The 23645-nt window shown below is 55.4% G+C and carries 19 protein-coding genes and 1 pseudogene; 11 read left to right on the forward strand and 9 right to left on the reverse strand.

The genetic code is table 11. The features are described from left to right. Window positions 1-894, reverse strand: coding sequence for a LysR family transcriptional regulator (locus tag MRY17_RS18210; protein WP_243352629.1), 894 nt, complete (start codon window positions 892-894; stop codon window positions 1-3). A 149-nt stretch (window positions 895-1043) separates the two neighbouring features. On the opposite strand from MRY17_RS18210, the gene speB reads away from it, so the two are divergent. Both speB and MRY17_RS18220 read left to right on the forward strand, forming a co-directional pair. Further along, window positions 1044-1994 carry an agmatinase gene (gene speB / locus MRY17_RS18215; RefSeq protein ID WP_243352630.1) on the forward strand — a complete coding sequence of 317 codons (951 nt, stop codon included), beginning with the start codon at window positions 1044-1046 and terminating at the stop codon, window positions 1992-1994. A gap of 150 nt (window positions 1995-2144) precedes the next feature. Next, window positions 2145-3527, forward strand: coding sequence for a sodium:solute symporter (locus MRY17_RS18220; protein WP_181285039.1), 1383 nt, complete (start codon window positions 2145-2147; stop codon window positions 3525-3527). A gap of 70 nt (window positions 3528-3597) precedes the next feature. Here the strand turns inward: MRY17_RS18220 and MRY17_RS18225 are convergent, their stop codons facing one another. The 3 genes from MRY17_RS18225 to ptrR form a co-directional block, all read right to left on the reverse strand. Continuing rightward, on the reverse strand, window positions 3598-5676 hold the full coding sequence (locus MRY17_RS18225) for an FAD-dependent oxidoreductase (RefSeq protein ID WP_243352631.1): 2079 nt from the start codon (window positions 5674-5676) through the stop codon (window positions 3598-3600). A gap of 386 nt (window positions 5677-6062) precedes the next feature. Further along, a complete protein-coding gene (locus MRY17_RS26450; protein ID WP_017737772.1) occupies window positions 6063-6185 on the reverse strand; it encodes a PA1414 family protein in 123 nt (40 codons plus the stop codon). A gap of 144 nt (window positions 6186-6329) precedes the next feature. After that, window positions 6330-7223, reverse strand: coding sequence for a putrescine utilization regulator PtrR (ptrR, locus tag MRY17_RS18230; RefSeq protein ID WP_191952160.1), 894 nt, complete (start codon window positions 7221-7223; stop codon window positions 6330-6332). A gap of 103 nt (window positions 7224-7326) precedes the next feature. Between ptrR and MRY17_RS18235 the strand changes: the two genes are divergently transcribed. Then, window positions 7327-8526 (forward strand): YbfB/YjiJ family MFS transporter, encoded by a 1200-nt coding sequence (locus tag MRY17_RS18235; protein WP_191952161.1) that lies wholly within the window; start codon window positions 7327-7329, stop codon window positions 8524-8526. Here MRY17_RS18235 and MRY17_RS18240 read toward each other — a convergent pair. The 3 genes from MRY17_RS18240 to MRY17_RS18250 form a co-directional block, all read right to left on the reverse strand. Next, entirely contained in the window at window positions 8438-9880 is a 1443-nt protein-coding gene (locus tag MRY17_RS18240) for an NCS1 family nucleobase:cation symporter-1 (RefSeq protein WP_243352632.1), read from the reverse strand. The genes MRY17_RS18235 and MRY17_RS18240 overlap by 89 nt on opposite strands. A gap of 196 nt (window positions 9881-10076) precedes the next feature. Then, complete coding sequence (locus tag MRY17_RS18245; RefSeq protein WP_191952163.1) at window positions 10077-10475, reverse strand: DUF2177 family protein; 399 nt, start codon at window positions 10473-10475, stop codon at window positions 10077-10079. Between the two features lie 53 nt (window positions 10476-10528). Continuing rightward, complete coding sequence (locus MRY17_RS18250) at window positions 10529-11365, reverse strand: CvfB family protein (protein WP_065884480.1); 837 nt, start codon at window positions 11363-11365, stop codon at window positions 10529-10531. Between the two features lie 324 nt (window positions 11366-11689). Here MRY17_RS18250 and MRY17_RS18255 point away from each other — a divergent pair, with 324 nt between their 5' ends. The 3 genes from MRY17_RS18255 (at window position 11690) to MRY17_RS18265 (ending at window position 13733) form a co-directional block, all read left to right on the forward strand. Further along, window positions 11690-11869: a hypothetical protein gene (locus MRY17_RS18255; RefSeq protein WP_017527541.1), complete on the forward strand. Its 180-nt coding sequence runs from the start codon at window positions 11690-11692 to the stop codon at window positions 11867-11869. A gap of 208 nt (window positions 11870-12077) precedes the next feature. Further along, window positions 12078-12800 (forward strand): TorF family putative porin, encoded by a 723-nt coding sequence (locus MRY17_RS18260; RefSeq protein ID WP_191952164.1) that lies wholly within the window; start codon window positions 12078-12080, stop codon window positions 12798-12800. Window positions 12801-12866: 66 nt separating this feature from the next. Next, complete coding sequence (locus MRY17_RS18265) at window positions 12867-13733, forward strand: DUF6279 family lipoprotein (RefSeq protein WP_191952165.1); 867 nt, start codon at window positions 12867-12869, stop codon at window positions 13731-13733. Between the two features lie 146 nt (window positions 13734-13879). Here the strand turns inward: MRY17_RS18265 and MRY17_RS18270 are convergent, their stop codons facing one another. Next, entirely contained in the window at window positions 13880-14281 is a 402-nt protein-coding gene (locus MRY17_RS18270; RefSeq protein ID WP_243352633.1) for a transcriptional regulator, read from the reverse strand. 154 nt (window positions 14282-14435) lie between these two features. Between MRY17_RS18270 and MRY17_RS18275 the strand changes: the two genes are divergently transcribed. Continuing rightward, on the forward strand, window positions 14436-14711 hold the full coding sequence (locus MRY17_RS18275; RefSeq protein ID WP_243352634.1) for a hypothetical protein: 276 nt from the start codon (window positions 14436-14438) through the stop codon (window positions 14709-14711). Between the two features lie 49 nt (window positions 14712-14760). Here MRY17_RS18275 and MRY17_RS18280 read toward each other — a convergent pair whose 3' ends face one another. Beyond that, complete coding sequence (locus tag MRY17_RS18280; protein WP_243352635.1) at window positions 14761-16107, reverse strand: DEAD/DEAH box helicase; 1347 nt, start codon at window positions 16105-16107, stop codon at window positions 14761-14763. Window positions 16108-16300: 193 nt separating this feature from the next. Here MRY17_RS18280 and MRY17_RS18285 point away from each other — a divergent pair. The 4 genes and pseudogenes from MRY17_RS18285 to MRY17_RS18300 all read left to right on the forward strand — a co-directional run. Next, a pseudogene (locus MRY17_RS18285) lies at window positions 16301-17005 on the forward strand (mechanosensitive ion channel domain-containing protein); the annotation flags it as partial. A 1335-nt stretch (window positions 17006-18340) separates the two neighbouring features. Beyond that, window positions 18341-19771 (forward strand): site-specific integrase, encoded by a 1431-nt coding sequence (locus MRY17_RS18290; RefSeq protein WP_243352636.1) that lies wholly within the window; start codon window positions 18341-18343, stop codon window positions 19769-19771. Beyond that, a complete protein-coding gene (locus MRY17_RS18295) occupies window positions 19743-21635 on the forward strand; it encodes a hypothetical protein (RefSeq protein WP_243352637.1) in 1893 nt (630 codons plus the stop codon). Before MRY17_RS18290 ends, MRY17_RS18295 begins: the two co-directional genes overlap by 29 nt. Then, complete coding sequence (locus MRY17_RS18300; RefSeq protein ID WP_243352638.1) at window positions 21635-23584, forward strand: hypothetical protein; 1950 nt, start codon at window positions 21635-21637, stop codon at window positions 23582-23584. The genes MRY17_RS18295 and MRY17_RS18300 overlap by 1 nt, the downstream gene beginning before the upstream one ends. The last annotated feature ends 61 nt before the right edge of the window (window positions 23585-23645 follow it).

A 23645-nucleotide genomic window follows, 5' to 3' on the forward strand; every position in this document is an offset into this window, starting at 1 on the left:
TCAGGCCTGGTTGAGCTGGGCTTTAAGTAAATCGCGGAAGGTCTGGATCAGCGGCTCGCGGCTTCGCCCCCGGCGCATGATCATCGAAAACGGCGCCTGATAGCCAAAGGTGGCCGGCAGCAGCACGCGCAGGTCGCCCTTGTCGGCCCAGGCCTGGGCGTAGTGTTCGGGCAAGTAGCCGACGTAGGCGCCGGACAGCACCAGGATCAACTGCGCCTCCATGCTTTCCACAGTAGCGGCGCTGTGCTTGAAGCCGTGGCGCGCCAGTTCGGCCTGGCTCCAGTAACCACGCCCCACCATACGTTGCTGGGTGATGACCTGCTCGGGGATGCGCCGCTCGTTGAACAACGGGTGTCGAGTGCTGCAATACAGCCAGTGCTGCTCGCGGTACAGCGGCATATAGATCAGCCCGCTCATGCGGTTTGAGAACGCGCCGATGGCAAGGTCCAGGCGATTGTCCTGCACCCCCAGTTGCAGTTCATAAGGGCTCATCACCGACAGATGCAAATGCACCGCCGGGTGTTCGAGGCTGTAGGCGCCGATTACCTCGGCGAACGGCAGCGCTTTGTCGCTGACGGTGGAGTCGAGCACGCCGAGCTTGAGCGTGCCGCGCAATTCGCCCTTCAAGGCGGCGGCATATTGTTCGAAGCCTTCCAGTTCGCCCAGTAAACGCAAGGTTTCCTGATAAAACAGCTCGCCCTTGCTGGTCAGGCTGAAGCCGCCGCGCCCACGGTGGCACAGCACCAGGCCCAACGCCGATTCCAGCTGGCTCATATAAGTGCTGATGGCTGACGTCGACAGGTTGAGCGCGTGCTGGGCATTGGCGAACCCCTGGTGGCGCACGACGCTGACGAAGATGCGCAGGAGTTTGAGGTCGGGCAAGGCATTGACCATGGTGAGTTCCGGATAGCAATGCCTGCAGTCTACCCGCCTGCATTAGTTTAGAAAAATCTGAACTAAGTATTTGCAGCTGCCGATTCTTCCCCGTCTTTGCTTTTCGCAGAATCGACCGCCAACAAACACAACAACGATGAGGCAATCCCGTGGACAAGATTTACCACCAACCACTGGGCGGCAACGAAATGCCGCGCTTCGCCGGCATCGCCACCATGATGCGCCTGCCCCACCTGCAAACGGCCAAGGGCCTGGACGCGGCGTTTATCGGCGTGCCCCTGGACATCGGCACCTCACTGCGCGCCGGCACCCGCTTCGGGCCTCGGGAAATTCGCGCAGAATCAGTGATGATCCGCCCGTACAACATGGCCACCGGCGCTGCGCCGTTCGATTCGCTGTCAGTTGCGGATATCGGCGATGTGCCGATCAATACCTTCAACCTCCTCGACGCCGTGCGCATCATCGAGGCAGCCTACGATGACATCCTCGAGCACGACGTCGTCCCCATGACCCTGGGCGGCGACCACACCATCACCCTGCCGATCCTGCGGGCGATTCACAAGAAACACGGCAAGGTCGGGCTGGTGCACATCGACGCCCACGCTGACGTCAACGACCATATGTTCGGCGAGAAAATCGCCCACGGCACTACCTTCCGCCGCGCCGTAGAAGAGGGTTTGCTCGATTGCGACCGCGTGGTGCAAATCGGCCTGCGCGCCCAGGGCTACACCGCCGAAGACTTCAACTGGAGCCGCAAGCAGGGCTTCCGTGTGGTCCAGGCCGAAGAGTGCTGGCATCACTCTCTTGCGCCGTTGATGGCCGAAGTGCGCGAAAAAGTCGGCGGTGGCCCGGTATACCTGAGCTTCGACATCGATGGCATCGACCCGGCCTGGGCGCCGGGCACCGGCACGCCGGAAATCGGCGGGCTGACCACCATCCAGGCGATCGAAATCATTCGTGGCTGCCAGGGCCTGGACCTGATTGGTTGTGACCTGGTGGAAGTGTCACCGCCCTATGACACCACCGGCAACACCTCGTTGCTGGGTGCCAACCTGCTGTATGAAATGCTTTGTGTATTGCCCGGCGTTGCGCATCGCTGATGAGCAAGAAATCGGTTTGAACAGAATAAAACACTGACAACAAGGGGATCGCAGATCCCCGATCAAGATGTACCTGACCTTGGCTCGCGTGTTTGCCGAGCCGACTGCCGCCTGATCGTCCATAAAAAATATAATCGGAGAATCACCGTCATGGCTTTGGATCTATTCGTCGTACTCATCTACGCCGCCGGCATGCTCGTGCTCGGCTACTACGGCATGCGCCGCGCCAAGACCCATGAAGACTACCTGGTGGCCGGGCGCAATCTGGGGCCATCACTGTATATGGGCACCATGGCCGCCACCGTATTGGGCGGCGCTTCCACCGTCGGCACCGTGCGCCTGGGTTATGTGCACGGTATTTCCGGTTTCTGGCTGTGCGCCGCACTGGGCGCGGGGATCATTGCGCTGAACCTGTTCCTGGCCAAGCCGCTGTTGAAACTGAAAATCTTCACCGTCACCCAAGTCCTGGAGAAACGCTACAACCCCATGGCGCGCCAGGCCAGCGCAGTGATTATGCTGGCCTACGCGCTGATGATCGGGGTGACATCGATCCTGGCCATCGGCACTGTGCTGCAGGTGCTGTTCGGCCTGCCATTCTGGATCTCGGTGCTGCTGGGCGGTGGTGTGGTGGTGGTGTATTCGACCATCGGCGGCATGTGGTCACTGACCCTGACCGATATTGTGCAGTTCGTGATCAAGACAGTGGGGCTGATGTTCATCCTGTTGCCGATCTGCCTGTACCGCGTCGGCGGCTGGGATGAACTGGTGGCCAAGCTGCCGGCATCAAGTTTCAGCTTTACCGCGATCGGCTGGGACACGATCCTGACCTACTTCATGATCTACTTTTTCGGCATCCTGATCGGCCAGGATATCTGGCAGCGCGTGTTCACCGCCCGCGACGAAAAAGTTGCCCGGTACGCAGGCACCTTCGCCGGGTTTTATTGCATTGTCTATGGCCTGGCATGCGCCTTGATCGGTATGGCGGCGCATGTGCTGATCCCGGACCTGGATAACGTCAACAACGCGTTCGCAGCCATCGTCAAAGCCTCGCTGCCGGACGGCATCCGGGGCCTGGTAATTGCCGCCGCCCTGGCGGCGATGATGTCCACGGCCAGCGCCGCCTTGCTTGCCGCGTCCACTGTGCTGACCGAGGACTTGTTGCCACGTCTGCGCGGCGGCAAGCAGTCGAGCCTGGGCGTCAACCGCTTGTTCACCCTGCTGACCGGCATGGCCGTGCTGGGCATCGCACTGGTGGTGAACGATGTGATCAGCGCCCTGACCCTGGCCTACAACCTGCTGGTGGGCGGCATGTTGATCCCGCTGATCGGAGCGATCTTCTGGAGACGCGCGACCACCGCCGCAGCGATCACGTCCATGACCCTGGGGTCCCTGACCGCTCTGGTATGCATGTTCAAGGATGGGCTGGATGCAAACACCCCGATCTATTACAGCCTCGCGGTGGCGTTGGTGAGTTTTGTGCTGGTGAGTGTGGTGTCGCGAAAACCGGGGGCGGTGGTGGCAGGGATGGCTTGATCCCGTCCGGGCTTTAAAGCGGTTTCTTCAGCGGGTGCGACTTCAAATGTCGCACCCGTTTTTTTGCCCTTCAATGGTCAGACGTTCTGGCCAGGATGATCTCCTGAACCAGAGACGCCCACACCAATCCTTGGGTAGTGCCGCCGGCATATGTGCCTCCGGCCACGATTTGATGGTAGGCGGACCAATACACGATCGAAAGCCCATCTGAAGTGCCCGGCCTCGCACATTCGATTATTTGCAGGTCACTCTTTTCGACCGCTATGCGGTAAGACTGTGGAAAATGTCGAGAAATAGCAGCAAGGCACGCCGCGAGTACTCGCTCCTTTTGTTCAAGCGTTGATCCAGGCGGAACCTGCCCGCCGGAGACAAGAATGCAATCCCCGTCCAGGCGGCAGTTCATGACACCAACGGGTAGATCGTACTGCAGCTTGAGTCCGCACATTTCGGCCCCTTCATTTCCGATCACGGGCAGTTTGAAAAACCAGCCGATGATCGCGATTACGTTGGGCTCCTCTACGCCCATGGCAGTGACAACGAAGTGATCTTTGCTCAGCTCACTAATGTGTTCCGACGTCAAAAGCCTGGACCGAAACTGAACCCCCGCACGCTGCAAAAGCCTCTCCAACTCCAGAATCAGATCGTCGAATGCCACCTCGTAGCCGGATACTTCTATAGCGCGACAGACGCCTTGAACGCCATAACTTGCCTGGAATTGCGTTTGACTGATCTCTGCAACTTCATCTCCTGGCTTGCCGCTCGGCCAAGGCCGGCTTTCAATATCGCGTTGCTCGCGTATCGCGTCCTCTACGTCAGTGGCATACCCCATGTAGGCTCGTACAATCCCCGTGCGCGCAAAGGGTGCCAGCGACGGGTTATCGGCCAGAAGTTTTTCAAACAACTCAATGCCTGCTCGGTTGCACTCAACGGCCAAATGCTGGTTTCCGGGCAGCAGGTACGGGTTATGCAGCGGCTTTGCCGTCGTCTCCGTCGCTGACAGGTGACGCATGTTCACCTGCTTGTGGCTGGCGCCATCGCTCTGCCGGTTGCCGCCGTATACGTCGACTTGATAATTGGCCAGGCGAAACATCACGGCTTGAAGCAGGCCGTTGATTCCTCTGCCGATGATCGACACGCGTGGCGCACCGGGCTCTATCTGCTGAGCGGGGATAGTCAATGACTGCGCAAGTTTGCGCGTCACAAGGCCGTGCAAAGCCGTCAAGCTCAGTTGGATTGCGACGGCATAGTCGAGATCGCATTGGCAGTCTTCGGTAGTTGCCGCCTGCGCCGTCAGCGTCGCCGGTTTGCGCCACGTGCAGACACTATAACCGAGCTTTTGCGCACGCACTCGAAACGCGTCCAGTGTGGCGGGCCCATAGTCCAATACGAGCTGGATACCTTCGGCTTGCGCCAAGGTCCGCAAAGCGTCATCGCTGAAGACGTCCGGTTTGGCGACGCAAACCACGCGGGCCTGTTTGTGCAGACTTTGAATAAGGGCGCGGTCAATGCGATGGGCGCAGTCATTAGTCAGAGATAAACATAGAGCGACTGCACGGCTCCCCTTCATCGCCTCAAACCAGTCGACTACAAATGACACGCGGCTGTTTTGGAAGACTTTCCTGCCAGGTGCCGAAGGGTAGCGACTTAACACCTTAATTCGAACATCCGGGTCTCGATCAAGGAGTAACGTGACAAGTTCCTGACCGACATTGCCATATCCCAGCACGCAGATGTCACGGGGTATCGAGCCATCGGCCAGGGTCAGCCAGCGCGCAATATAAGCGGCGACATGCGGCGCGTTCACACCGGGCGTGTTGGCAACTTGAATCCCGCTGGATGCGCATAGGTCCAGTCGAACCTTATCCAGGCTTGTACCCCTGCGAATCAGATGCAGGTTTCCGAAGGGGTGGGCTGAACGCCACATGTCTATGACGTCTGCATCCATGGCCTGGTCCCCGACAACGATTGTTGCTGGACGCAAAAGCCCGATCTGGGTGAGCAACGCCTGCTTGGTTATTGTCGGTGAGACAAACACGATGTTGTCGGGAGCGTCAGCCTTCCAGCACCCGGAGACCGGCGCGATATGTAAAATGCTTTCGATTGTAGCGATCAAGGATGCGGCGACTGGCGGAACGGGAGAGCGCGTCATGGCTTTGCCTCCAATAACTCTGACTTAGTAATGCCTCAAGGAGAGGATTTATAAAGTTTGGAGTTACGGAAGCAGCCGTTCTCTATTCCGAGGTCTTTATGATCGTTCCATAAAGAATTGCAACAACTCATGAAATTCCGTAACGGAATTCAACGTACGCTCATCTTTGAAACTGAATAAGCCAGCCAATTCTGACGAACGAGTAGTCCAATTCCGACACTTGGATGCGATAGATGTGAGGCGCCCTGCCCTCTCGTCTTGCCTGACACAAAAAAATGTGGGAGCGGGCTCGCTCGCACATACGCCAAACCAGTCAATTATTTATCGACTGATTCACCGCATCGCGAACAAGCCCGCTCCCACACGAATACCGGGTTGGCTTGAGTTCAACGCCGACGAGGGCGGCGCTGTTCGTCGTCGGTACGAATCGGTACCGGCTGCAGCGGAGGCTCGATCAAGCCCAGCGCAACGCCGAGGTCATGGAGCCAGGTTTGGATTTTCTCTTTCATGATTTGCCCCCCTTTGAGGGTAATGCGAGTAGGCGTCAGTTCTGCCGCCTTTTCCTACACTTATGGTAGCCCTAAGTCCTACGTATTGCTTGCGCAAAACCACAACGAACTATTACTGAATGGATCTGAATCCTGTCGGATCGTTCAAGCAATCTCGCGCCTGTCCTGCGCACTCTCTTCCTGACTCGCCTGCTGCAGCTCGATCCATGCATTGAGGTTAGCGCCGAGCATACCCTTTCGCCACATCAACCAGGTGGTGGCAGTGGCAAAAGGCCCAGTGAGCGGATGAACGGACACACTGTCCTTGCCGGGGAGGCTGTCGAGCATTGATTCGGACATCAATGCCACACCCGAGCCAGCGATGACACAGGCGAGCATGCCTTGGTAGGACTCGATCTCGATGGCGCGGCCCATGGCCACGCGCTCGTGGGAAAACCAGGTCTCCAGGCGGGTGCGATAAGCGCAACTGCGGCGGAAGGTGAACACCGAGCGACCGGCCACGTCCTGAGGGCCGCGCACCGGCGAGTGGTCCGCCTCGCAAATGATCACCAGGCGTTCTTCGCACAGCGGCACGCCATCGAGCGTGGCAATTGTCAACGGACCGTCCACCAGCGCCGCATCCAGCCGACCGGTGATCAAGCCTTCCAGCAGTTCCCCGCTCGGCGCGGATTGCACCTGCAGGTTCACCATGGGGTAGGCCTTGTGATAACGCGCCAATAGTTTCGGCAGGTGAATCGCCGCCGTGCTGTACATGCTGCCGAGGATAAAATCACCGGCTGGCTGCCCGCCCTGCACGGCGCCGTGGGCTTCGTCGTGCAGCGCCAGTAAGCGTGTGCTGTAGTCCAGCAGCACCTTGCCCGCGGGAGAAAGCTGCAAGCGTTGGCGCTCACGCACAAACAGTTCGACGCCGAGCTGTTCCTCCATTTGCTTGAGCCGGGTCGACAGGTTGGATGGCACACGGTGCAGGCGCTCGGCGGCGCGGGTAATGGAGCCCTCCTCCGCCACCGCCTGGAAGATGCGCAGTTGACTGAACTCCATGCCTTTCTCCAAAACTGAACAAGTTGCTCACTATTATTCATTTTTACAGAAAGTCAATCCGCTTTAGCCTGACGGTCTTCGCTTCTTCGCAGGACACTTGAACATGTCACCGCTGATCCGCTTAACCGCCAGCTTTGTCGCCCTGATGATGGCCATGGGCATTGGCCGCTTTGCCCTTACCCCGCAAATGCCGCATTTGCTCAGCGAAGGCCAGATCGACCTGACCGGAGCCGGGCTGATCGCGGCCGCCAATTATCTGGGTTACTTCGCAGGCGCCGTGGACTCGATATTCGCCCGTAGCCATCGTCATATTAAGGGGCGCTTGTACGGCGGGCTGTGGCTCTGCGTGCTGTTGACCCTGGCGTCCTTCTGGGCCCAAGGTTTCTGGCCCCACCTGCTGCTGCGTTTCGGCACCGGTGTCGCCAGCGCCTGGGCCCTGGTGATGATTACCAGCCTGAGCCAGCCGTTGGCGATCGCCGCCGGCAGGCCACGCCTGGGAGCGCTGGTGTTCGCAGGGCCTGGCCTGGGCATTTTGCTCACCGGATTGCTGGCGCTGGGCTCCAACCTGCTGGGACAAAACTCCGCGACGCTGTGGCTGGTGTATGGCGCAGTGGCACTGGTGATGCTGCTGGCCATCCTGCCCTTCCTGCCGAAGCCGACCACGCTGGCTGCACCCGCCTCCAGCGCTGGCAGTAACGGCAGCATCGCGCACTTGGGCTGGATCTACTTCCTGTACGGTCTGGGCTACATCATTCCCGCGACGTTCCTGTCGCAGATGGCCAGTGCGCAGTTCAAGGGCGCCTGGCAGGCCGACTTGTTCTGGCCGTGCTTTGGCCTGGCCGCAGCGATGGGCGTGGTGATTGCCAGCCTGCGGCGCAAGGACCCGAACACCACCCGGCGCTGGCTGATGACCACGCTGTGGCTGCAAGCGGCCGGTGTATTCACCTGCCTGTTGGGCAATGGCTGGGGCCTGGCGCTGGGAGTGTTGCTGTGCGGTGCACCGTTTCTGGCTTGCATGCAATTGGTCATGGCGCGCTTGCGTGAAATAGCGCCCCATGGCTACCAGCGCAGCACCGGGTTGTTGACCGCGAGCTTTGCCATCGGCCAATTGAGCGGGCCGCTGCTGGCCTCGGTGAGCAGCCACTTGAGCGGCGGCTTGCAACCGGCGCTGGTGATTGCCGGTTGCGGCCTGCTGGCGGCGGGCGGTGTATTGCTCAGCCAGCGACCACAGGGCTCGGCAAACGCACCTGCTCGCGGCGTGCCAATGCCAGGAAAAACAGCCCTCCCAGGAAGCAGCCGGTAAACCAGGCGAAATTCGCCATGCCTTGCAAGGCCGGGGTGAAGGTGATCGCGACGCCTGCCAGCGTCGCCGGCACCAGGGCCTTGACCGCCGTCCAGTTCACTCCGCCGTCGAAGTAATAGCGCCCGCTCGGGCTGTCATCGAACAGCGCGTCCACATCGATCTGCTGCTTTTTGACGAGGTAAAAATCCACCAGCAGGATGCCGAACAGCGGCCCGATAAAGGCGGCGAGGATATCCAGGGTGTAGTGGATCATCAGCGGGTTATTGAACAGGTTCCATGGCGTGATGAAGATCGACGCCACGGCGGCGATCATTCCACCCGCACGCCAGCTGATTTTGCTCGGCGCGATGTTGGCGAAGTCGAAGGCCGGCGAGACAAAGTTGGCGACGATATTGATGCCGATAGTGGCGGTCACGAAAGCGAAGGCGCCCAGCAACACGGCCATGCTGTTGTCGATACGCGAGACGGTGGCGATCGGGTCATGCAGCATTTCGCCGAATACCGGCAGGGTGCCCGAGACGATCACCACGGTTACCAGGGAAAACGCCAGGAAGTTCACCGGCAGCCCCCAGAAGTTGCCACGGCGCACGTCCTGCATGCTGCGGCAATAACGGCTGAAATCGCCAAAATTCAGCGTAGGTCCGGAGAAGTAGGACACCACCAGCGCCGTGGCCACGATCACCTGGCCGAACGCCTGCCAGCCGGACAGCGATTTTTCCGCCAGGGTAAAGCTGACATTCGCCCAGCCCGCTTTCCAGACAATCCAACCGGCCAGGGCAAACATCACCGCGTACACCACCGGGCCGGCCCAGTCGATAAAACGGCGGATGGACTCCATGCCGGCCCAGAATACGGCGGCTTGCAAGACCCACAGGGTGAGAAAACCGAACCAGCCCAGGTAAGACAAACCGGCAAAATGCGGCTCGGCATACACAGCCATCGACGGGAAAAAGCGCAGCACCACGATGATCAAGGCACCTGAGGCCAGATACGTCTGAATCCCGTACCAGGCAACCGCGATCAGGCCACGGATCACCGCAGGAATATTCGCGCCAAATACGCCAAACGCCAGCCGACAGATCACTGGATAAGGTACCGCCGCTTGCTGACTCGGCCTGGCGACCAGATTGGCGATCAGTTGCACAATGCAAATGCCTGCGAGCAAGGCGATCAACACCTGCCAACTCGCCAACCCCAGCGCGAACAGGCTGGCGGCGAACACATAGCCGCCGACGCTGTGCACGTCGCTCATCCAGAAGGCGAAGATGTTGTACCAGGTCCACTTTTGCGGCAGGGGGCCCAGGTCATGGTTATACAGCCGCGAGCTGTAGCCTTTGGGCAATTGTTCTGTCATCGCTGGGCTCCTCGACATATCGACCTGCGCTGCCGTAGCGGATGCATACGGTGGGCGGCACAGGTTGTATACGAGACAGTCAGCAGAATGCGTGCCAACGGCACACAATCCCTACAAAAGGGTGCTCCAAAGGGCTTATTAAGGAATGGAAAGGAACGTTACGCGCAGCAAAGGTGCACGACAATCCTGTACACAATCATAGGCGCACCCGTTGTGCACACAGATAACCGACGGTGCAACAGATCGCTGTCAGCACGGTGCCCCACGCCATGTCCATTACCGCCAGACTGGCAGACCACCCTTGCAGCGTGGCCCAATTGCTCAGGTCGTAAGTGCCGTACGCCACCAACCCAAGCAAGGCGCCCAAACGCGCAGCGCGTTGCCAGCTTGCGCTGGGCAAGACAACGAATATCACGCAACCGAGAACGTAAAGCAGATAAAACACAACGGCGGGCAACAGGCGGGGCTGATCGAGCATCAGCGAGCCGAGCAGGCTTTTATAAGTGGGCCCCATGAGGACGCCTAGCCAGACGCCGTCCAGCACCAGAAAGGCAAGCAGGGTGCCGAGATAGGCAAACAAGGTTTTCTTGGGCATATAACCAATCCACTGTAGGAGCAAGCATGCTCCTACAGCAGAGCCAGCCGCACTCAGCTTAGTTCAATGCGATCGGCATGAATCACAATCTGACCCTGCTTGTAGAGCGCGCCAATGGCCTTTTTGAAGTTGCCTTTGCTCACGCCGAACAAGTTGCTGATGACGGCCGGATCGCTTTTATCACTGACCGGCAAGGTGCCGTTGTTGTCACGCAATTTAGCGAGGATTTTCGAGTTGAGGCTGGAGGCCGCTTCCTGGCCGACCGGCTGCAGGCTCAGGCTGATGTTGCCATCGGCGCGAATCTCTTTGATAAAGCCTTTCTCTTCCTTGCCTGGGCGCAGGAATTTGAACACTTCGTTCTTGTGGATCAGGCCCCAGTGCTTGTTATTGATGATCGCCTTGAAACCCATGTCCGTGGCTTCGGCCACCAACAGGTCGACTTCCTGCCCCACCTGGTAATTGGCCGGCGTTTTGTCCAGGTAGCGATCAAGGCGCGCGGTGGCGGTGATACGTCTGGTGTGCTTGTCGAGGTAGACATGCACCACGCAGTATTCACCGGCGCTCAACTGACGTTTTTCTTCCGAATAGGGCAGCAACAGGTCCTTGGGCAGCCCCCAATCGAGGAATACGCCGATACTGTTGACTTCCACCACTTTCAAACTGGCAAATTCGCCCACTTGAACCTTGGGTTTTTCAGTGGTGGCGATAAGTTTGTCATCACTGTCCAGATAAATGAAAACGTTAAGCCAGTCTTCATCTTCACTGGGAATATCCTTGGGGATATACCGATTAGGCAAGAGGATTTCACCGTCTTGCGCACCGTCCAGGTACAAACCAAAGTTAGTGTGTTTAACCACTTGCAAGCTGTTGTAGCGCCCGACTAAAGCCATTTCCAGATACCCTCATTGCGTGGGCGATATTCTACCCGAGTTAGGCGAGGCACGCGCGCGCGCCTGAAAAATCCGCAGGCTCACATGGCGCTCCAATGGCACCGCCCCGCTCGTCTGATCAATCCCGCGAATTTCGCCGACGACACGCGCCTGTTCTTCTCAGACTTTTTAGTTAAAACAGTCAGTTAGCGGATTAATTCGTTGATCAGGTTCGGTCTTTTGCAGACGCAACATTTAATTCCTCGGAGATATTTGCCAAGCAATTGTCAAGTGTTTCCTGTACGATGCCTGGCCAAGTTAATTTTCTACAGGTTAGTGGCCGCCATGCGCGTAAAAGCATCCAACAGCAAAGCAAAGCCAGCTCCCGCCGTTGAAACCAGCGAATCGATCAACAACCAGATTGCTGCGTTTCTCAAGTCCGGTGGCGAAATCCAGCAAATTGCCAAGGGCGTGAGCGGCCAGACTTTCGGCCCGTCCAAGCAGATCAGCCTGGGCAAGAAGTAATACCTGCGCAACGCACCTGGTCCCTAAGCGTCTTGCCTTCAAGGCGCTAGGACTAGAGCCCGAAACACATCCCGCAGCACCTTGATTCTCGCACCAATCGACGAACGGGCCTCGCCCCCGGGCATTCGCCGGTATCCTTGCACACGTCTAGCACGGGCATCTGCCCAATTTCCTTCGTCACTGCTCCTCGCTTTTCATGGAGTGAAGCATGCTCAAATCCTGCATTGTCCTGGTCAGCGCACTTGCCGCTTGCCCTCTCGCCGACGCGCAAATCTTCCAGCGCGAATTGGGCGACTTCGACCTGAAATTGGGTACCGTCCCCAGCCGCACCATGGCCCAGGGCCTGGTCAAACCAACCTCCCCCGGCAGCGATGCGTTCCATGGCGGGCTGGACCTGAGTCATGACAGCGGCCTGTATTTCGGCCAGTTTTCACCGAACATGGGGCTGTCCTCGCCCAGCACCCTTGAAGTCGATTCCTACATGGGCTTCAAACACCCCTTCGACCAGACCCTGGGCTACGAAGTGGGCTTGATCCACTACAGCTACCCCAAGGTCAGCCCCCTCGACAGCCAGGCGTTCTATGGTGGCCTGAATCTGCTGGGCAACCGTTTCGGCGTGTCCTTCAGTAACGACCCGGACCGCCAGGACAGCACGCTGTTTGCCGACCTCGGCGGCACCCAGCCCTTCGGCATCGGCGTCAGCATGAAGTACACCACCCATCAACTGGGCACACCGGTTTCAGTGGAGAACGGCGCCATCAGCAGTTTCAGCGATTGGTCGGTGCAACTTTCCCGGGCCTGGAAAGGGGTCGACCTGGACCTGATCTACAGCGACTCCAGCCTCAGCGGCGGTGACTGCTCGGCCTACTCCGGACACAATTCGCAATGTGACGGCCTGTTGACCCTGAAGGCTGTCCGGTCGTTTTATTGATGGGCTGAACTGTCGCACCCTGCGCAGGTTCACATGCATTAACCCCATCCGTGCAAGGACCCGCCCATGTTGCGTCGGCTCAAACTTCTGGTGTTATTGCTCACCCTGAGCCTGGCGCTCGCCGGCTGCAACCGCGTGGGCCTGGCCTACCGCAATCTTGACGTGATCATCCCCTGGACCCTCAACGACTACCTGGACATGAACGCCGGGCAGAAGAGCTGGTTCAACGACACACTCAAGGAACACCTGGCCTGGCACTGCACCACGCAATTGCCGGGTTACCTGGACTGGCTGGACCGCCTGCAACAGATGGTCGACAGCAATCAGGTCTCCGACGCCGCCTTGCAGGCCCGCACCGTCGAAGCCAAACAGGCAATCGCCGAGATCGCGCGTGAAATCACCCCGTCTGCGGTGCAACTGCTGCAAGGTCTGGATGATCAGCAGGTTAGAGAGATGAACGACGCCCTGGCCAAGGACCTGCGCAAGCGCCAGGACGAATACCTCAAGCCGCCGCTGGCCCAACAGATCAAGGAGCGCGCCGAGCGTATGAGCAAGCGTCTGGACGCCTGGATCGGCCCACTCAGCGCCAGCCAGCAGCAACGGGTGATGGACTGGTCTGCCGCTTTAGGGGATCAGAACAGCGCGTGGATCGGCAACCGTGCCCATTGGCAGGCGCAATTCAGCGAAGCGGTGCAGCAGCGCAACAGTCCAGGGTTTGCGCAAAAAATGCAGCAGTTACTGGTGGACCGGGAAAGCCTTTGGACGCCCGAGTACCGGGCTGCCTATGCACAGACCGAAGCGGCGGCGCGTAGCCTGATTGTGGATTTGATGGCGCAGAGTACCGCGCAACAGCGCATGAAGCTGACCCAGAAAATCGATGGCGTACGTAACGACTTCAAGGCCCTCAAGTGCCTCAAGGCTGCCTCGATTTAAATGCCAGTCAGTTAAGGCTTTTTGTAGGAGCGAGCTTGCTCGCGAAAAATTCACAGGCACCGCGTTCATTCAGAAAGCACGCGTTATCGTTGACGTTTTTCGCGAGCAAGCTCGCTCCTACACTTCCCACAGCCTTATGCGGGGCTTCAGATGGCGCCGCCGGCAATAGCGGCCTTGGAGGCCACGCTATCGAAGGTCGCTTCGTCCAGCGCATCTTCCTGTTGGTCCAGGACATGGCGTGGATGGTGTTCACCTGGAATGGAACTGTCGATCAGGGAAAGCAGGCTTGAACCTCGCGGGGTCAAAATGAAATTCTCGCCATTGCCGCGCTCTTCCTCCGGACGCGATTCGATAAATCCACGCTTGAGTAGCAGTGCTTCGTAATCCGCAGCCTCCTTTTTCAGCGCATCCAGATTGCCGACAGACTCGCCTGCCGTGGCCTTCTCGGCCGCTTCCTGCTCGGCATATTTGCGCGGGGCAAAGCTACCGTCGCCGTTTTGTACTTCATGCAGCAGACGCTCGATCAGATCCCAGTTGTAAGTCGTCATCCTGATTCCTCCTGCAGGCCCACGAAAAAGTGGCCCGTCTGCAGGTGTGACACGCCGGGTCAGCCGCCGTTCAGCCTGATCGACGGGCGTCATTTCGCTGAACTTTCCCGACGTTCGCGCCCTCAACCGCACACAATCGCCAAGGAGGTCCCCCATGAAACCCCTGATCAACCTGACCATCGCCGCCACGCTGCTGAGCAGCGTGCCCGCCTGGGCCTGCACGCCGGACGAAGCCACCGCCAAGCGCGAGCAACTCGCGCGGGAAGTGACCCGACTCACTGAGCAGAACCCGACCAAAGCCAAAGAGATGAATGACGAGTTGCAGAAAATGGACCTGGACACCGAAAGCGCGGAATTTCCCGATAAATGCCAGTTGATCGACGCCCGGCTCAAGGAATTGAAAGAAGCCGCCGACAAAGCCAAAAACTAAAAGCCATAAAAAAACCGGACATCGTCCGGTTTTTTCATATCAAGCCATCTTACTCGGCAGCCGACGCTTCCGGCTTGCGGCGCTTGAGCGGGGCCATGCCGTCCTTGCTGACGAGCGACAGGTTGTCGGTCTTCGGCCGGTTGGCGATCTTGCGTTTGGTCGGCGACTTGGCGCCGGCTTTCTTCTTGTCGCCCTTGGCGTCGACTTTTTTCTTCTTCACCCCAACGGCCTTGCCCGACGCCTTGACCTTCTTCGGCCCGGTGTAGGTGCCTTTGACTTCCTTGATGGTACGGCGCTCGAACGATTGCTTCAGATAGCGCTCGATGCTCGACATCAGGTTCCAGTCACCGTGACAGATCAGCGAGATGGCCAAGCCATCATTGCCGGCGCGCCCGGTACGGCCGATACGGTGCACGTATTCGTCGCCACTGCGCGGCATGTCGAAGTTGATCACCATGTCCAGGCCGTCCACGTCGAGGCCGCGCGCGGCAACGTCGGTGGCGACCAGGATCTTCACGCCGCCGGCCTTGAGGCGGTCGATGGCCAGCTTGCGGTCCTTCTGGTCCTTTTCGCCGTGCAGCACGAACGCCTTGTATTCCTGCGCCACCAACCGGCCGTAGATGCGGTCGGCCGCGGCGCGGGTGTTGGTGAACACGATCGCCTTCTGATAGGTCTCGTTGGCCAGCAACCAATTGAGGATCTGTTCTTTATGCACGTTGTGGTCAGCGGTGACGATCTGCTGCCGCGTGGTTGCGTTCAGGTCGCTGACATTGTTGACCTGCAGGTGCTCGGGGTTGTTCAGCACTTTGGCGACCATGTCGCGCAGGGTCGAGCCGCCGGTGGTGGCGGAGAACAGCATGGTCTGCTGGCGGTTCACGCATTCAGCGACCAGGCGCTGCACGTCGTCGGCAAAACCCATGTCGAGCATGCGGTCGGCTTCGTCCAGCACCAGCACTTCGACTTCCTTGAGGTCGAGGTTGCCGGCGTTGAGTTGCTCGATCATGCGGCCCGGGGTGCCGATCAGAATGTCCGGAACCTTGCGCAGCATGGCGGCCTGGACCTTGAAGTCTTCGCCGCCGGTAATAATGCCGGACTTGATGAAGGTGAACTGCGAGAAGCGCTCCACTTCCTTCAGGGTCTGCTGGGCCAGCTCGCGGGTCGGCAGCAGGATCAGGGTCTTGATGCTGACGCGCACCTTGGCCGGGCCAATCAGGCGGTTGAGAACCGGCAGGACGAAAGCGGCGGTTTTGCCGCTACCGGTTTGCGCCGTCACCCGCAGGTCACGCCCCTGGAGCGCGAGCGGAATGGCCGCTGCCTGCACAGGCGTAGGCTCGACAAATTTAAGCTCGGCCACGGCTTTGAGCAGGCGTTCGTGCAGGGCGAATTGGGAAAACACGGGTGCTACCTCGAAGAAATACAAAATATCAGCTGCATAGGTTACCGGTTTCGGGCGTCCAAACCGAGTTTCTTTACGCGAACGGTGCTAATCAGCTGCTTTTTTGTCAGCGGTTTTGTCCCTGGCATCAACTTTGTTGCACTTAAATGCTCTAATCGGGCCCGTGTCGTCTTACAGAAGAATCGGTTAACCCATGGATATCAAACAGCTCTGGCTCAACGTCCAAGACCTTTGGGGCGCCCTCGATGAACACCCGGTCCTGCATTCCAGCCTCGGCTTGCTGGTGTTGCTGGTGGTGGCTTTGGTGGTGGGGCGTGTGGCGCGTTACCTCATCCTGCACGCGGTCAAGCTGCTCGGCCGGCAACCGGCGCTGCATTGGCTTAACGATCTGCGGCATAACAAAGTCTTCCATCGCCTGGCGCAGATGACGCCGTCCCTGGTGATCCAGTTCGGCCTGTACCTGGTGCCGGACCTGAGCAAGACCGCCCTCCTGTTCATCGGCAACGTGGCCCTGGCGATCACCATCCTGTTCATGGTGCTGGCGATGAGTGCCCTGCTCAACGCGCTGCTGGATATCTACGCGCGCACCGAACATGCGCGCACCCGCTCGATCAAGGGTTATGTGCAATTGGCAAAGATGGTGCTGTTCGTGTTTGGCGCGATCATCATCGTCGCCACCCTGATCGATCGTTCGCCGCTATTGCTGCTGTCGGGCCTGGGCGCGATGTCGGCGGTGATTCTGTTGGTGTACAAGGACACCTTGCTGTCGTTCGTCGCCAGCGTGCAACTGACCAGCAACGACATGCTGCGGGTCGGTGACTGGATCGAAATGCCCCAGGTCGGCGCCGACGGCGATGTGGTGGATATCACCCTGCACACGGTCAAGGTGCAGAACTACTCGTGAGTGAAAGACTAAATCAACGATTTGTGAGTTCTCGTTTCTAGACAGACATCCAAGGCACACTCCCAGAAAACCAATGCCGTGACATGCCCCATCGTTCCCCCAGCACCACAAAGACCAGAACAAACGCATACTAGTACGCGACTCAAGGACTCTCACCCGCCTGCACACACAGCGCCCGACCTCGTAAACGCAAATCAAGTCCTGATCGCAGCTAGGTGGAAAGGGAGTGGATTGGTATCGGCAAACAGGACTGTACGTGGGTGTGCGAATTCCTAGCCAGGAAAGACAATTGCGAGTCAAAACACCCCCGAGTGTCACTCCCTCCCCCGTTTACAAATGCACTAGCTAGCAGGTAAGAAGCTCCAGTGATCACAGAATGTCGTATTGCTCCGCCCCTGCGCGGAATACAGATGCAGGGAGACGAGGAATGAAGCGTTGCGTTCCCCTGACATCCGCTTCCGATACGACGGGAATCAAATGTGGCTGCCTAAGCCCGCAGGGAGTCGTCTAACGCGGGGATAAGTCCTATCCTGGTTCGGCTCCCGTCTTTTGATGGGATTCCCTGCGAGCCAGTCGCCACGCGCCCGCAACTCTGGCCAAGTCCCAGCACTTTCAGCCCTCACCTTTGCCAAATTCGAGTTGGGAAAGAGGTCTCATTTTTTAAGTTTGGCACTCACTGCACCGGATCAAGCTGAATCAGATCCGACACCATCGGCTGTGGATGATCCTTATGGAAGAGATAATTCACCATGCCCGGACAACCCGAGACACCGGCCTATAAGTCGCCGCACCTATCCAGATCAACGTAGGAGCCAGTATGAACTGGTCCAGTAAGTAGAGAGTCGTGCATGTCGGAATTCTATGAGTCCCGGAATGTCGTTCTAGCGTGTCATTGCCAGGCGCCCCGCCTTTAAATAATCATGAAACGCACGATTTGTGCGGGGCACCAACGCCATGTCGGGCGACATTGATGCGAGCATACGGTCAGTCGGCTATCAGCTCACACTCGTTTATAGCCCCCCTTCCCTTCCCTTCCCATCAAGCCAGTCAGAGGCTATGGGGAAGAGCCATGGTCGAACACATTTAACGGTTTTAAAAATCAGAGAGTTAGGAGCGGAGGCAAAAATTCCCCCACGTATTTTAGCCTCATAAATAGCCGATATATAAATTAATAAAAACATAAATAACGTCAACTAAGCTGACAACTAAATCAAACTAAGAAAATCCTTGCCAACTCCGTACTCCTGAGAATAGGATTGCCCTACTAGTGAGTTAAATCAAATTCCGCAGACACCAAACTTCTTTTATTCAAACGATCTTCGAGGCGTTATGTCTTCCACAATAGAACCCCCAGCAAATGGCGACTACAGAAAAGTACTTCTCAAAAACCTGGTTCTCTGGCGCAAATGCACGGCTGCGGAAAGTGAAAATGCTACTGAATGGAGTAGCGACTATGGGGCGCAGTTCGCTTACAGCATTCCTTACCCTGTAATGCCGCTTCCTGCTCAATCTGATCTGATTCGATTTCACCTAATTCTTGCTCCAGACGGTAGCATCTGGAAAGAAGGAAGCCTCTACTTACTCGAATGCGCTCTTAATGGTGCGCAGCATCCAACAATCTCCGGGATAGCAGGCGACTTATGTAGCTTCGCGAATGCGCTGTCACATGCAGGCAAGAACATGTGGGACTTCGGCGGACCCAAAGCTACTAGGCCGACGTACTTCGTTAAGAGCATATTTAAAAAAAGAATCATGGAAAACCCTAATTGCACGGGTACTGAGAATAGAAAAATAAATAGAATGGTAGATTTTTACAAGCATCATGTGGAACGAGGATTCAAGCCTGAGCAAGAGATGTGGAAAACGAGAAAAATACGAATCAAATTTGAAGACAAATATGGTTTTTCGCAACAGAAAGAAGTGGAAAGTACGGATTTAACTTTCAAGACAGTAAAAGAAAACTACAACTTGCCAAGTGGCAAGTACGTCGTGGATGGAGGGAAGCTTTACCCAATTGGCAATGCAAATCAGGAAGCGCTGATAGACGCGCTTGCGTCGTCTGGTCACCAAGAAATGCTGCTCGCACATATCGTCGCATTGACAGGGGGGCCTCGTATGCAGACTATTTTTACCATGAGGCATAGCTGCATTAAAAAAGACGCTGAAGATCGATTGATCCTTGCGGGGTTCGATGCAGGTGGTGACACGATGGTCGACACCAAGCATAACAAAAAGGAAAGGATAAACCTTCCGGAATGGGTACATTTTTTGATTGCGGATTACCTTGAATCAGATCGATATAAAATTCGAGCTGCTAAGTCCATCATTGGCACCACCGAAGATCAGTATATTTTCCTTACTGAAACAGGAAGGCCGTATTACGTTGGAAAGAAAGACCAAGCTATCTTCGGCAGCACTGAATCTGGATCAGCCATTAGAAAATTCCAAAAGGAAACGCTTGAAAAAATACTAAAAAAATCTGGTAATTTTTTTAAGTACCGATTTCACGATCTCAGAGCGACATTCGGCATGAACCTATTAGAAGGATTGAAGAAGAATAGCGTAAGCGAGCTTGCTGCCTTAGACACGCTCAGAAACCGGCTTAACCATGCTTCGGTTGAAACCACCAAACGGTACGCAAGCTTTAAGCCTACAAAAGAACAACGGGCGGCAGCTCAGTCGGAGTATGAGGATCATATTAGGTTAACCATAGATATCGAAAGGCTACGACATGGTACTCCTAGAGCGCACGACACGTGAAATAGACATACGTGATTACGACCTAAGCTCCATCGCTCAGGCGATACGATCGATTCCTATTGAAGATCTAGCGATACGATTCACCGATGAGCGACGCTACGATGTGGGCTCTCTTTGCTACACAGCGCGATTTTATGCCATCAGAAAACAGTCACGTCCGGTAGAAGCGAGTTCTATCGTAGATTATCGTCGTCCTAAAATTCAAGAGTGGATCATCGCTATTGCCTCTGAGTGCTACATGAATTTAAGTGAAATGTCATGTTACGTAAATACCGCGAATTTTGCGAAATTTGCGAATTGGTCAGATCAGAATGGACACAAGCACTTCCTCGCCACAGCGGAAAACTATCATGAAGCTTATGGCGAATACACAGCAATCTTGATGGACAAAATTGCAGCAGGCCAGATCATTGATTACACGGCCAATAGAGACCAGGCTGGAGCTTATGACGCCGCCTCACTGTTCTTCTCAGAGGATAATTATGACTTTCGCCGCGACGTCCCCTTAATTTCCAACCCAAAACCTACAGGAAATCCGACACAACCACCATCAGCTGAGGCAGTGGGGGCCTATACCAGCGTTTGTGATTACCTATTCAATGGTATCACCGACTTTCTCCTTAGCTTCAAGAATTTCCCTGCTCGGCTAGAATTAGGTATTGACAGACCTTGGCTATTGCTTGGGGAACTACCATTTGCTACCAAATCTATATTGACCGAATCGGTGAAGCCGAAAGATTACCTTTATTGGGATTATGAAAAGGGCAGGTTGAGACCTGTTGAGGAAGCCTACACTTATTCAATTAACGCTATAAGTGGAGTCAAGCATGGTCATCAAGTGCAGGCCGAGTTGCTTCAGGCAGCGAATAAGGACCCTCGGCATGCAAGAAGAATGCGCTTGGCCAAGCTCGGTCATGATGCGTTTCTTGGATTGTTTTTTGCCAACACCGGACTTAATGATGCTCCGGTCAGAAATATCCCTTGGGATTCTAAATACGAAATCACCTCAAGCAAAAGAGCAGGCTTCAAAACCATTAAATTTCGTGCTGACAATCGAGTCGTTGAGGTGGAAATCGAATCCATCTTCGCAAAAGACTTTCATAAGTTTGTCAAGCTGCGCGAGTATATACTCGGCAGCAGCGAATCAAGGTTTTTATTTTTGGGGATGACTGTTTCCGACCCTGAAGAAATCATTAAGCTTCGGGCAAACGAACTTTTTAACTTTAATCAGCGGCTGAAGCATTACTACGACAAAAACTTTACTGGCTTGGGCGTACAAGAACTTAGAGCTTACAAAGCGGCTTATTGGCAGAATACCGGCAAGTCGACTGAGCAAACCGCTCAAACGATCAGCAACACTCCAGGCGCAACAAGAAAGTACTATACCACTCCCGATGAATCAATGGCTGTGAGTGAAATAGCTGCGATGCTCAATCGTCTGATGCAACTACTTGATGATTACGCTGATGAAGACATACCTGCGGGTGCATGTGATAAACCGGGCGACCCCAAGGAAGAAATCAAAGTACCCCAAGGATATGAGCCAGATTGTAAAAAACTCGAAGGCTGCATTTATTGCTTGCATTTCAGGTTGCACTCGAATGAAGAAGACATCAGAAAACTACTAAGTATGCGCTTCGTTATTAAGCAACGAATTAAAAACTGCAAGAACGTGGAGCAGTTCTTGGCTATCCATCAACCAGCAATCGACCACATTGACTTGTTATTGGAAACTCTTAAGTCAACGCGCCCGGATTCCGCAGCGTTAATCGCCAAAGTGTCATTCGATATCACTGAAAATTTTGAGCTGACTGATTATTGGGAACGCCAATATTCGCGCTTGATTAATCTTGGGATAGCTTAATGAAAGCCACAACACCTAAAAAACTATTTCAATTAAAATCCGCGCCTCAGCATCGCGTTCAGAAACACCAATACAACACTGATGCCTACCGAGGAATGTCGTTTGATCGGATAGGGCCGGATTTGGTCGTATCTCGCGACTCAGAGGGGCATATAGCTAGCTATTTTGTGCAAAAGAAATGGAGTTTTCCGGCTCATGCATATTCTTCGACTGATAATCCTGACTTTTACTTCGACGTATCTCTTTCAGAGCCTCATGCCGATCGGAATAACTTTTTTGTAAAAGCGGTGTTCGTCACGAAAATGTTTTCACCGCACACCAAGACAGGGGCGCCCGTGCGCCTTCCTGGCATGCACGCCACGCACAACTCACTTAATCTCATTGTGCGCCATGCCGAACAGTGCAACATACCTGTCACAGATTTATTCAACTCATTAGATCTCATGAAGTCGTATATTTCCAAATGCACCGCTTCCGAAATAAAACACCTAAAAAGCATCGCCCGGACCATCTCTAATAACAATTTGGCCATGCACGGTATCACTATCCATTCTCACGTCCTTTCTCAACTTACTGAGATTGCACGCACAAATCGCAGTTCAAACGAATCCGATCAGACGCCAGTTATTCCGAGCCGCATATTAGCCAGGAAGTACACACAGTACAAAACGTGCCTGAAAGAATACAAGCACCACAAGCTCAGACTCCACAAACTAATCGTAGCCTGCTCTAACAACAAGCAATATGGTCGATCCGGTCCTAAATATGGGCCAAGCCGAACACACCATCCTGATTTCGAACAAGCAGTAGCAGAACATGGGCTGAGCGAGCTGGCAAAAAAATACAAATGGCGTGATGTTCGTAGCTTGCCAAAACACCTCAGAAGAGTGCAGTGTAGTGCAAAAAACCTTATTCATTTGTTTACGCTTATGCGTGACCATGAAGCTCTTAACCTGAGACCTGACTCCATAGAAAAAGTGCCAGGATGGAACGGTAATGCGCTTTACGTAAAAACAGTAACAACTAAGATAACAGGTGAACCTGAACGGTTAAAATGGATAACGGTGAGCGCGATTAAAGAGCCATTTGAGGCACTAGAATCCATTCGCAGTTTCATCTGCCCTTATATTAGCAACAAAGATATGCAACAGTGGCTCATGGTGTCGCCCACATTCTTGCCCTGTTGCGGGGTTGCTCCATCTGAAGATCGCGTTCAACGATCCTTTGATAGGGACCTAATGCTTCCCGTCTACATTACTGAGCAAGACATAATGGAGTTAGAAAGCATCGACTCCACCCGAAACTGGCGCGCTGATAAGAAATTTCGCGTGGGTGAGCCATGGATTATAAATTCGCACCAATTCCGTCGTTCTATTGCAGTATACGCGGGGCAGTCGGGGTTGATCACCATTCAATCTTTGAAGCGACTTCTTCAGCACCTCACTGAAACAATGTCCGTTCATTATCAAAAAGGCTGTGCTGCGGAAAACTACATTATCGGGTTCGAACTTCCTAAATTGGCTAAGGAAATGATGGAAGCCAAAGCAGAAGCAGACAACGCACTCTATCTCCGCAACGTTCTTCTTACTAAGGAAGTGCTCGGTGGTTTTCACGGAAAGAAAGCCCAACAGCAAAATGTCGAGGCCGTATGGATCCATAAGCAAGATCAGTTTAATCGTCGAGTAAAACAGGGGCTCCAGTCATTTGAGCCCAATTGTTTTGGCGGGTGTGCTTGCTCCCATCCGTGCGACAAACGAGCGCATTCCGACATCACCTCATGCTCTGGCTGCGAATACTGCATCGTGATTCCTTCTACGATAAATGCCACGATTAGTGAACTGAAATACGATCTGGAGCAGTTGAAACCCGGAACCGTTGAATACAGGGCAGAAGAGCAAAACCTTAAAGACTTTGAGGTGATGCGTGACCGGCTCATCGCAGTGCGCTAGCGGTCAACGGGGAGGCCAGTAGTTCTTTAGCCACTGCCTCAAGTCAATTTTTACTGGTGCG

It is taken from the genome of Pseudomonas orientalis, assembly GCF_022807995.1.
Lineage (GTDB): Bacteria > Pseudomonadota > Gammaproteobacteria > Pseudomonadales > Pseudomonadaceae > Aquipseudomonas > Aquipseudomonas orientalis_B.

Excerpts from the sequence above, each read along its gene's own strand:
- MRY17_RS18210 (WP_243352629.1), bottom strand. The coding sequence starts at position 894 with ATGGTCAATGCCTTGCCCGACCTCAAACTCCTGCGCATCTTCGTCAGC.
- MRY17_RS18220 (WP_181285039.1), top strand. The coding sequence starts at position 2,145 with ATGGCTTTGGATCTATTCGTCGTACTCATCTACGCCGCCGGCATGCTC.
- MRY17_RS18225 (WP_243352631.1), bottom strand. The coding sequence starts at position 5,676 with ATGACGCGCTCTCCCGTTCCGCCAGTCGCCGCATCCTTGATCGCTACA.
- MRY17_RS26450 (WP_017737772.1), bottom strand. The coding sequence starts at position 6,185 with ATGAAAGAGAAAATCCAAACCTGGCTCCATGACCTCGGCGTTGCGCTG.
- ptrR (WP_191952160.1), bottom strand. The coding sequence starts at position 7,223 with ATGGAGTTCAGTCAACTGCGCATCTTCCAGGCGGTGGCGGAGGAGGGC.
- MRY17_RS18235 (WP_191952161.1), top strand. The coding sequence starts at position 7,327 with ATGTCACCGCTGATCCGCTTAACCGCCAGCTTTGTCGCCCTGATGATG.
- MRY17_RS18240 (WP_243352632.1), bottom strand. The coding sequence starts at position 9,880 with ATGACAGAACAATTGCCCAAAGGCTACAGCTCGCGGCTGTATAACCAT.
- MRY17_RS18245 (WP_191952163.1), bottom strand. The coding sequence starts at position 10,475 with ATGCCCAAGAAAACCTTGTTTGCCTATCTCGGCACCCTGCTTGCCTTT.
- MRY17_RS18250 (WP_065884480.1), bottom strand. The coding sequence starts at position 11,365 with ATGGCTTTAGTCGGGCGCTACAACAGCTTGCAAGTGGTTAAACACACT.
- MRY17_RS18255 (WP_017527541.1), top strand. The coding sequence starts at position 11,690 with ATGCGCGTAAAAGCATCCAACAGCAAAGCAAAGCCAGCTCCCGCCGTT.
- MRY17_RS18260 (WP_191952164.1), top strand. The coding sequence starts at position 12,078 with ATGCTCAAATCCTGCATTGTCCTGGTCAGCGCACTTGCCGCTTGCCCT.
- MRY17_RS18265 (WP_191952165.1), top strand. The coding sequence starts at position 12,867 with ATGTTGCGTCGGCTCAAACTTCTGGTGTTATTGCTCACCCTGAGCCTG.
- MRY17_RS18270 (WP_243352633.1), bottom strand. The coding sequence starts at position 14,281 with ATGACGACTTACAACTGGGATCTGATCGAGCGTCTGCTGCATGAAGTA.
- MRY17_RS18275 (WP_243352634.1), top strand. The coding sequence starts at position 14,436 with ATGAAACCCCTGATCAACCTGACCATCGCCGCCACGCTGCTGAGCAGC.
- MRY17_RS18290 (WP_243352636.1), top strand. The coding sequence starts at position 18,341 with ATGTCTTCCACAATAGAACCCCCAGCAAATGGCGACTACAGAAAAGTA.
- MRY17_RS18295 (WP_243352637.1), top strand. The coding sequence starts at position 19,743 with ATGGTACTCCTAGAGCGCACGACACGTGAAATAGACATACGTGATTAC.
- MRY17_RS18300 (WP_243352638.1), top strand. The coding sequence starts at position 21,635 with ATGAAAGCCACAACACCTAAAAAACTATTTCAATTAAAATCCGCGCCT.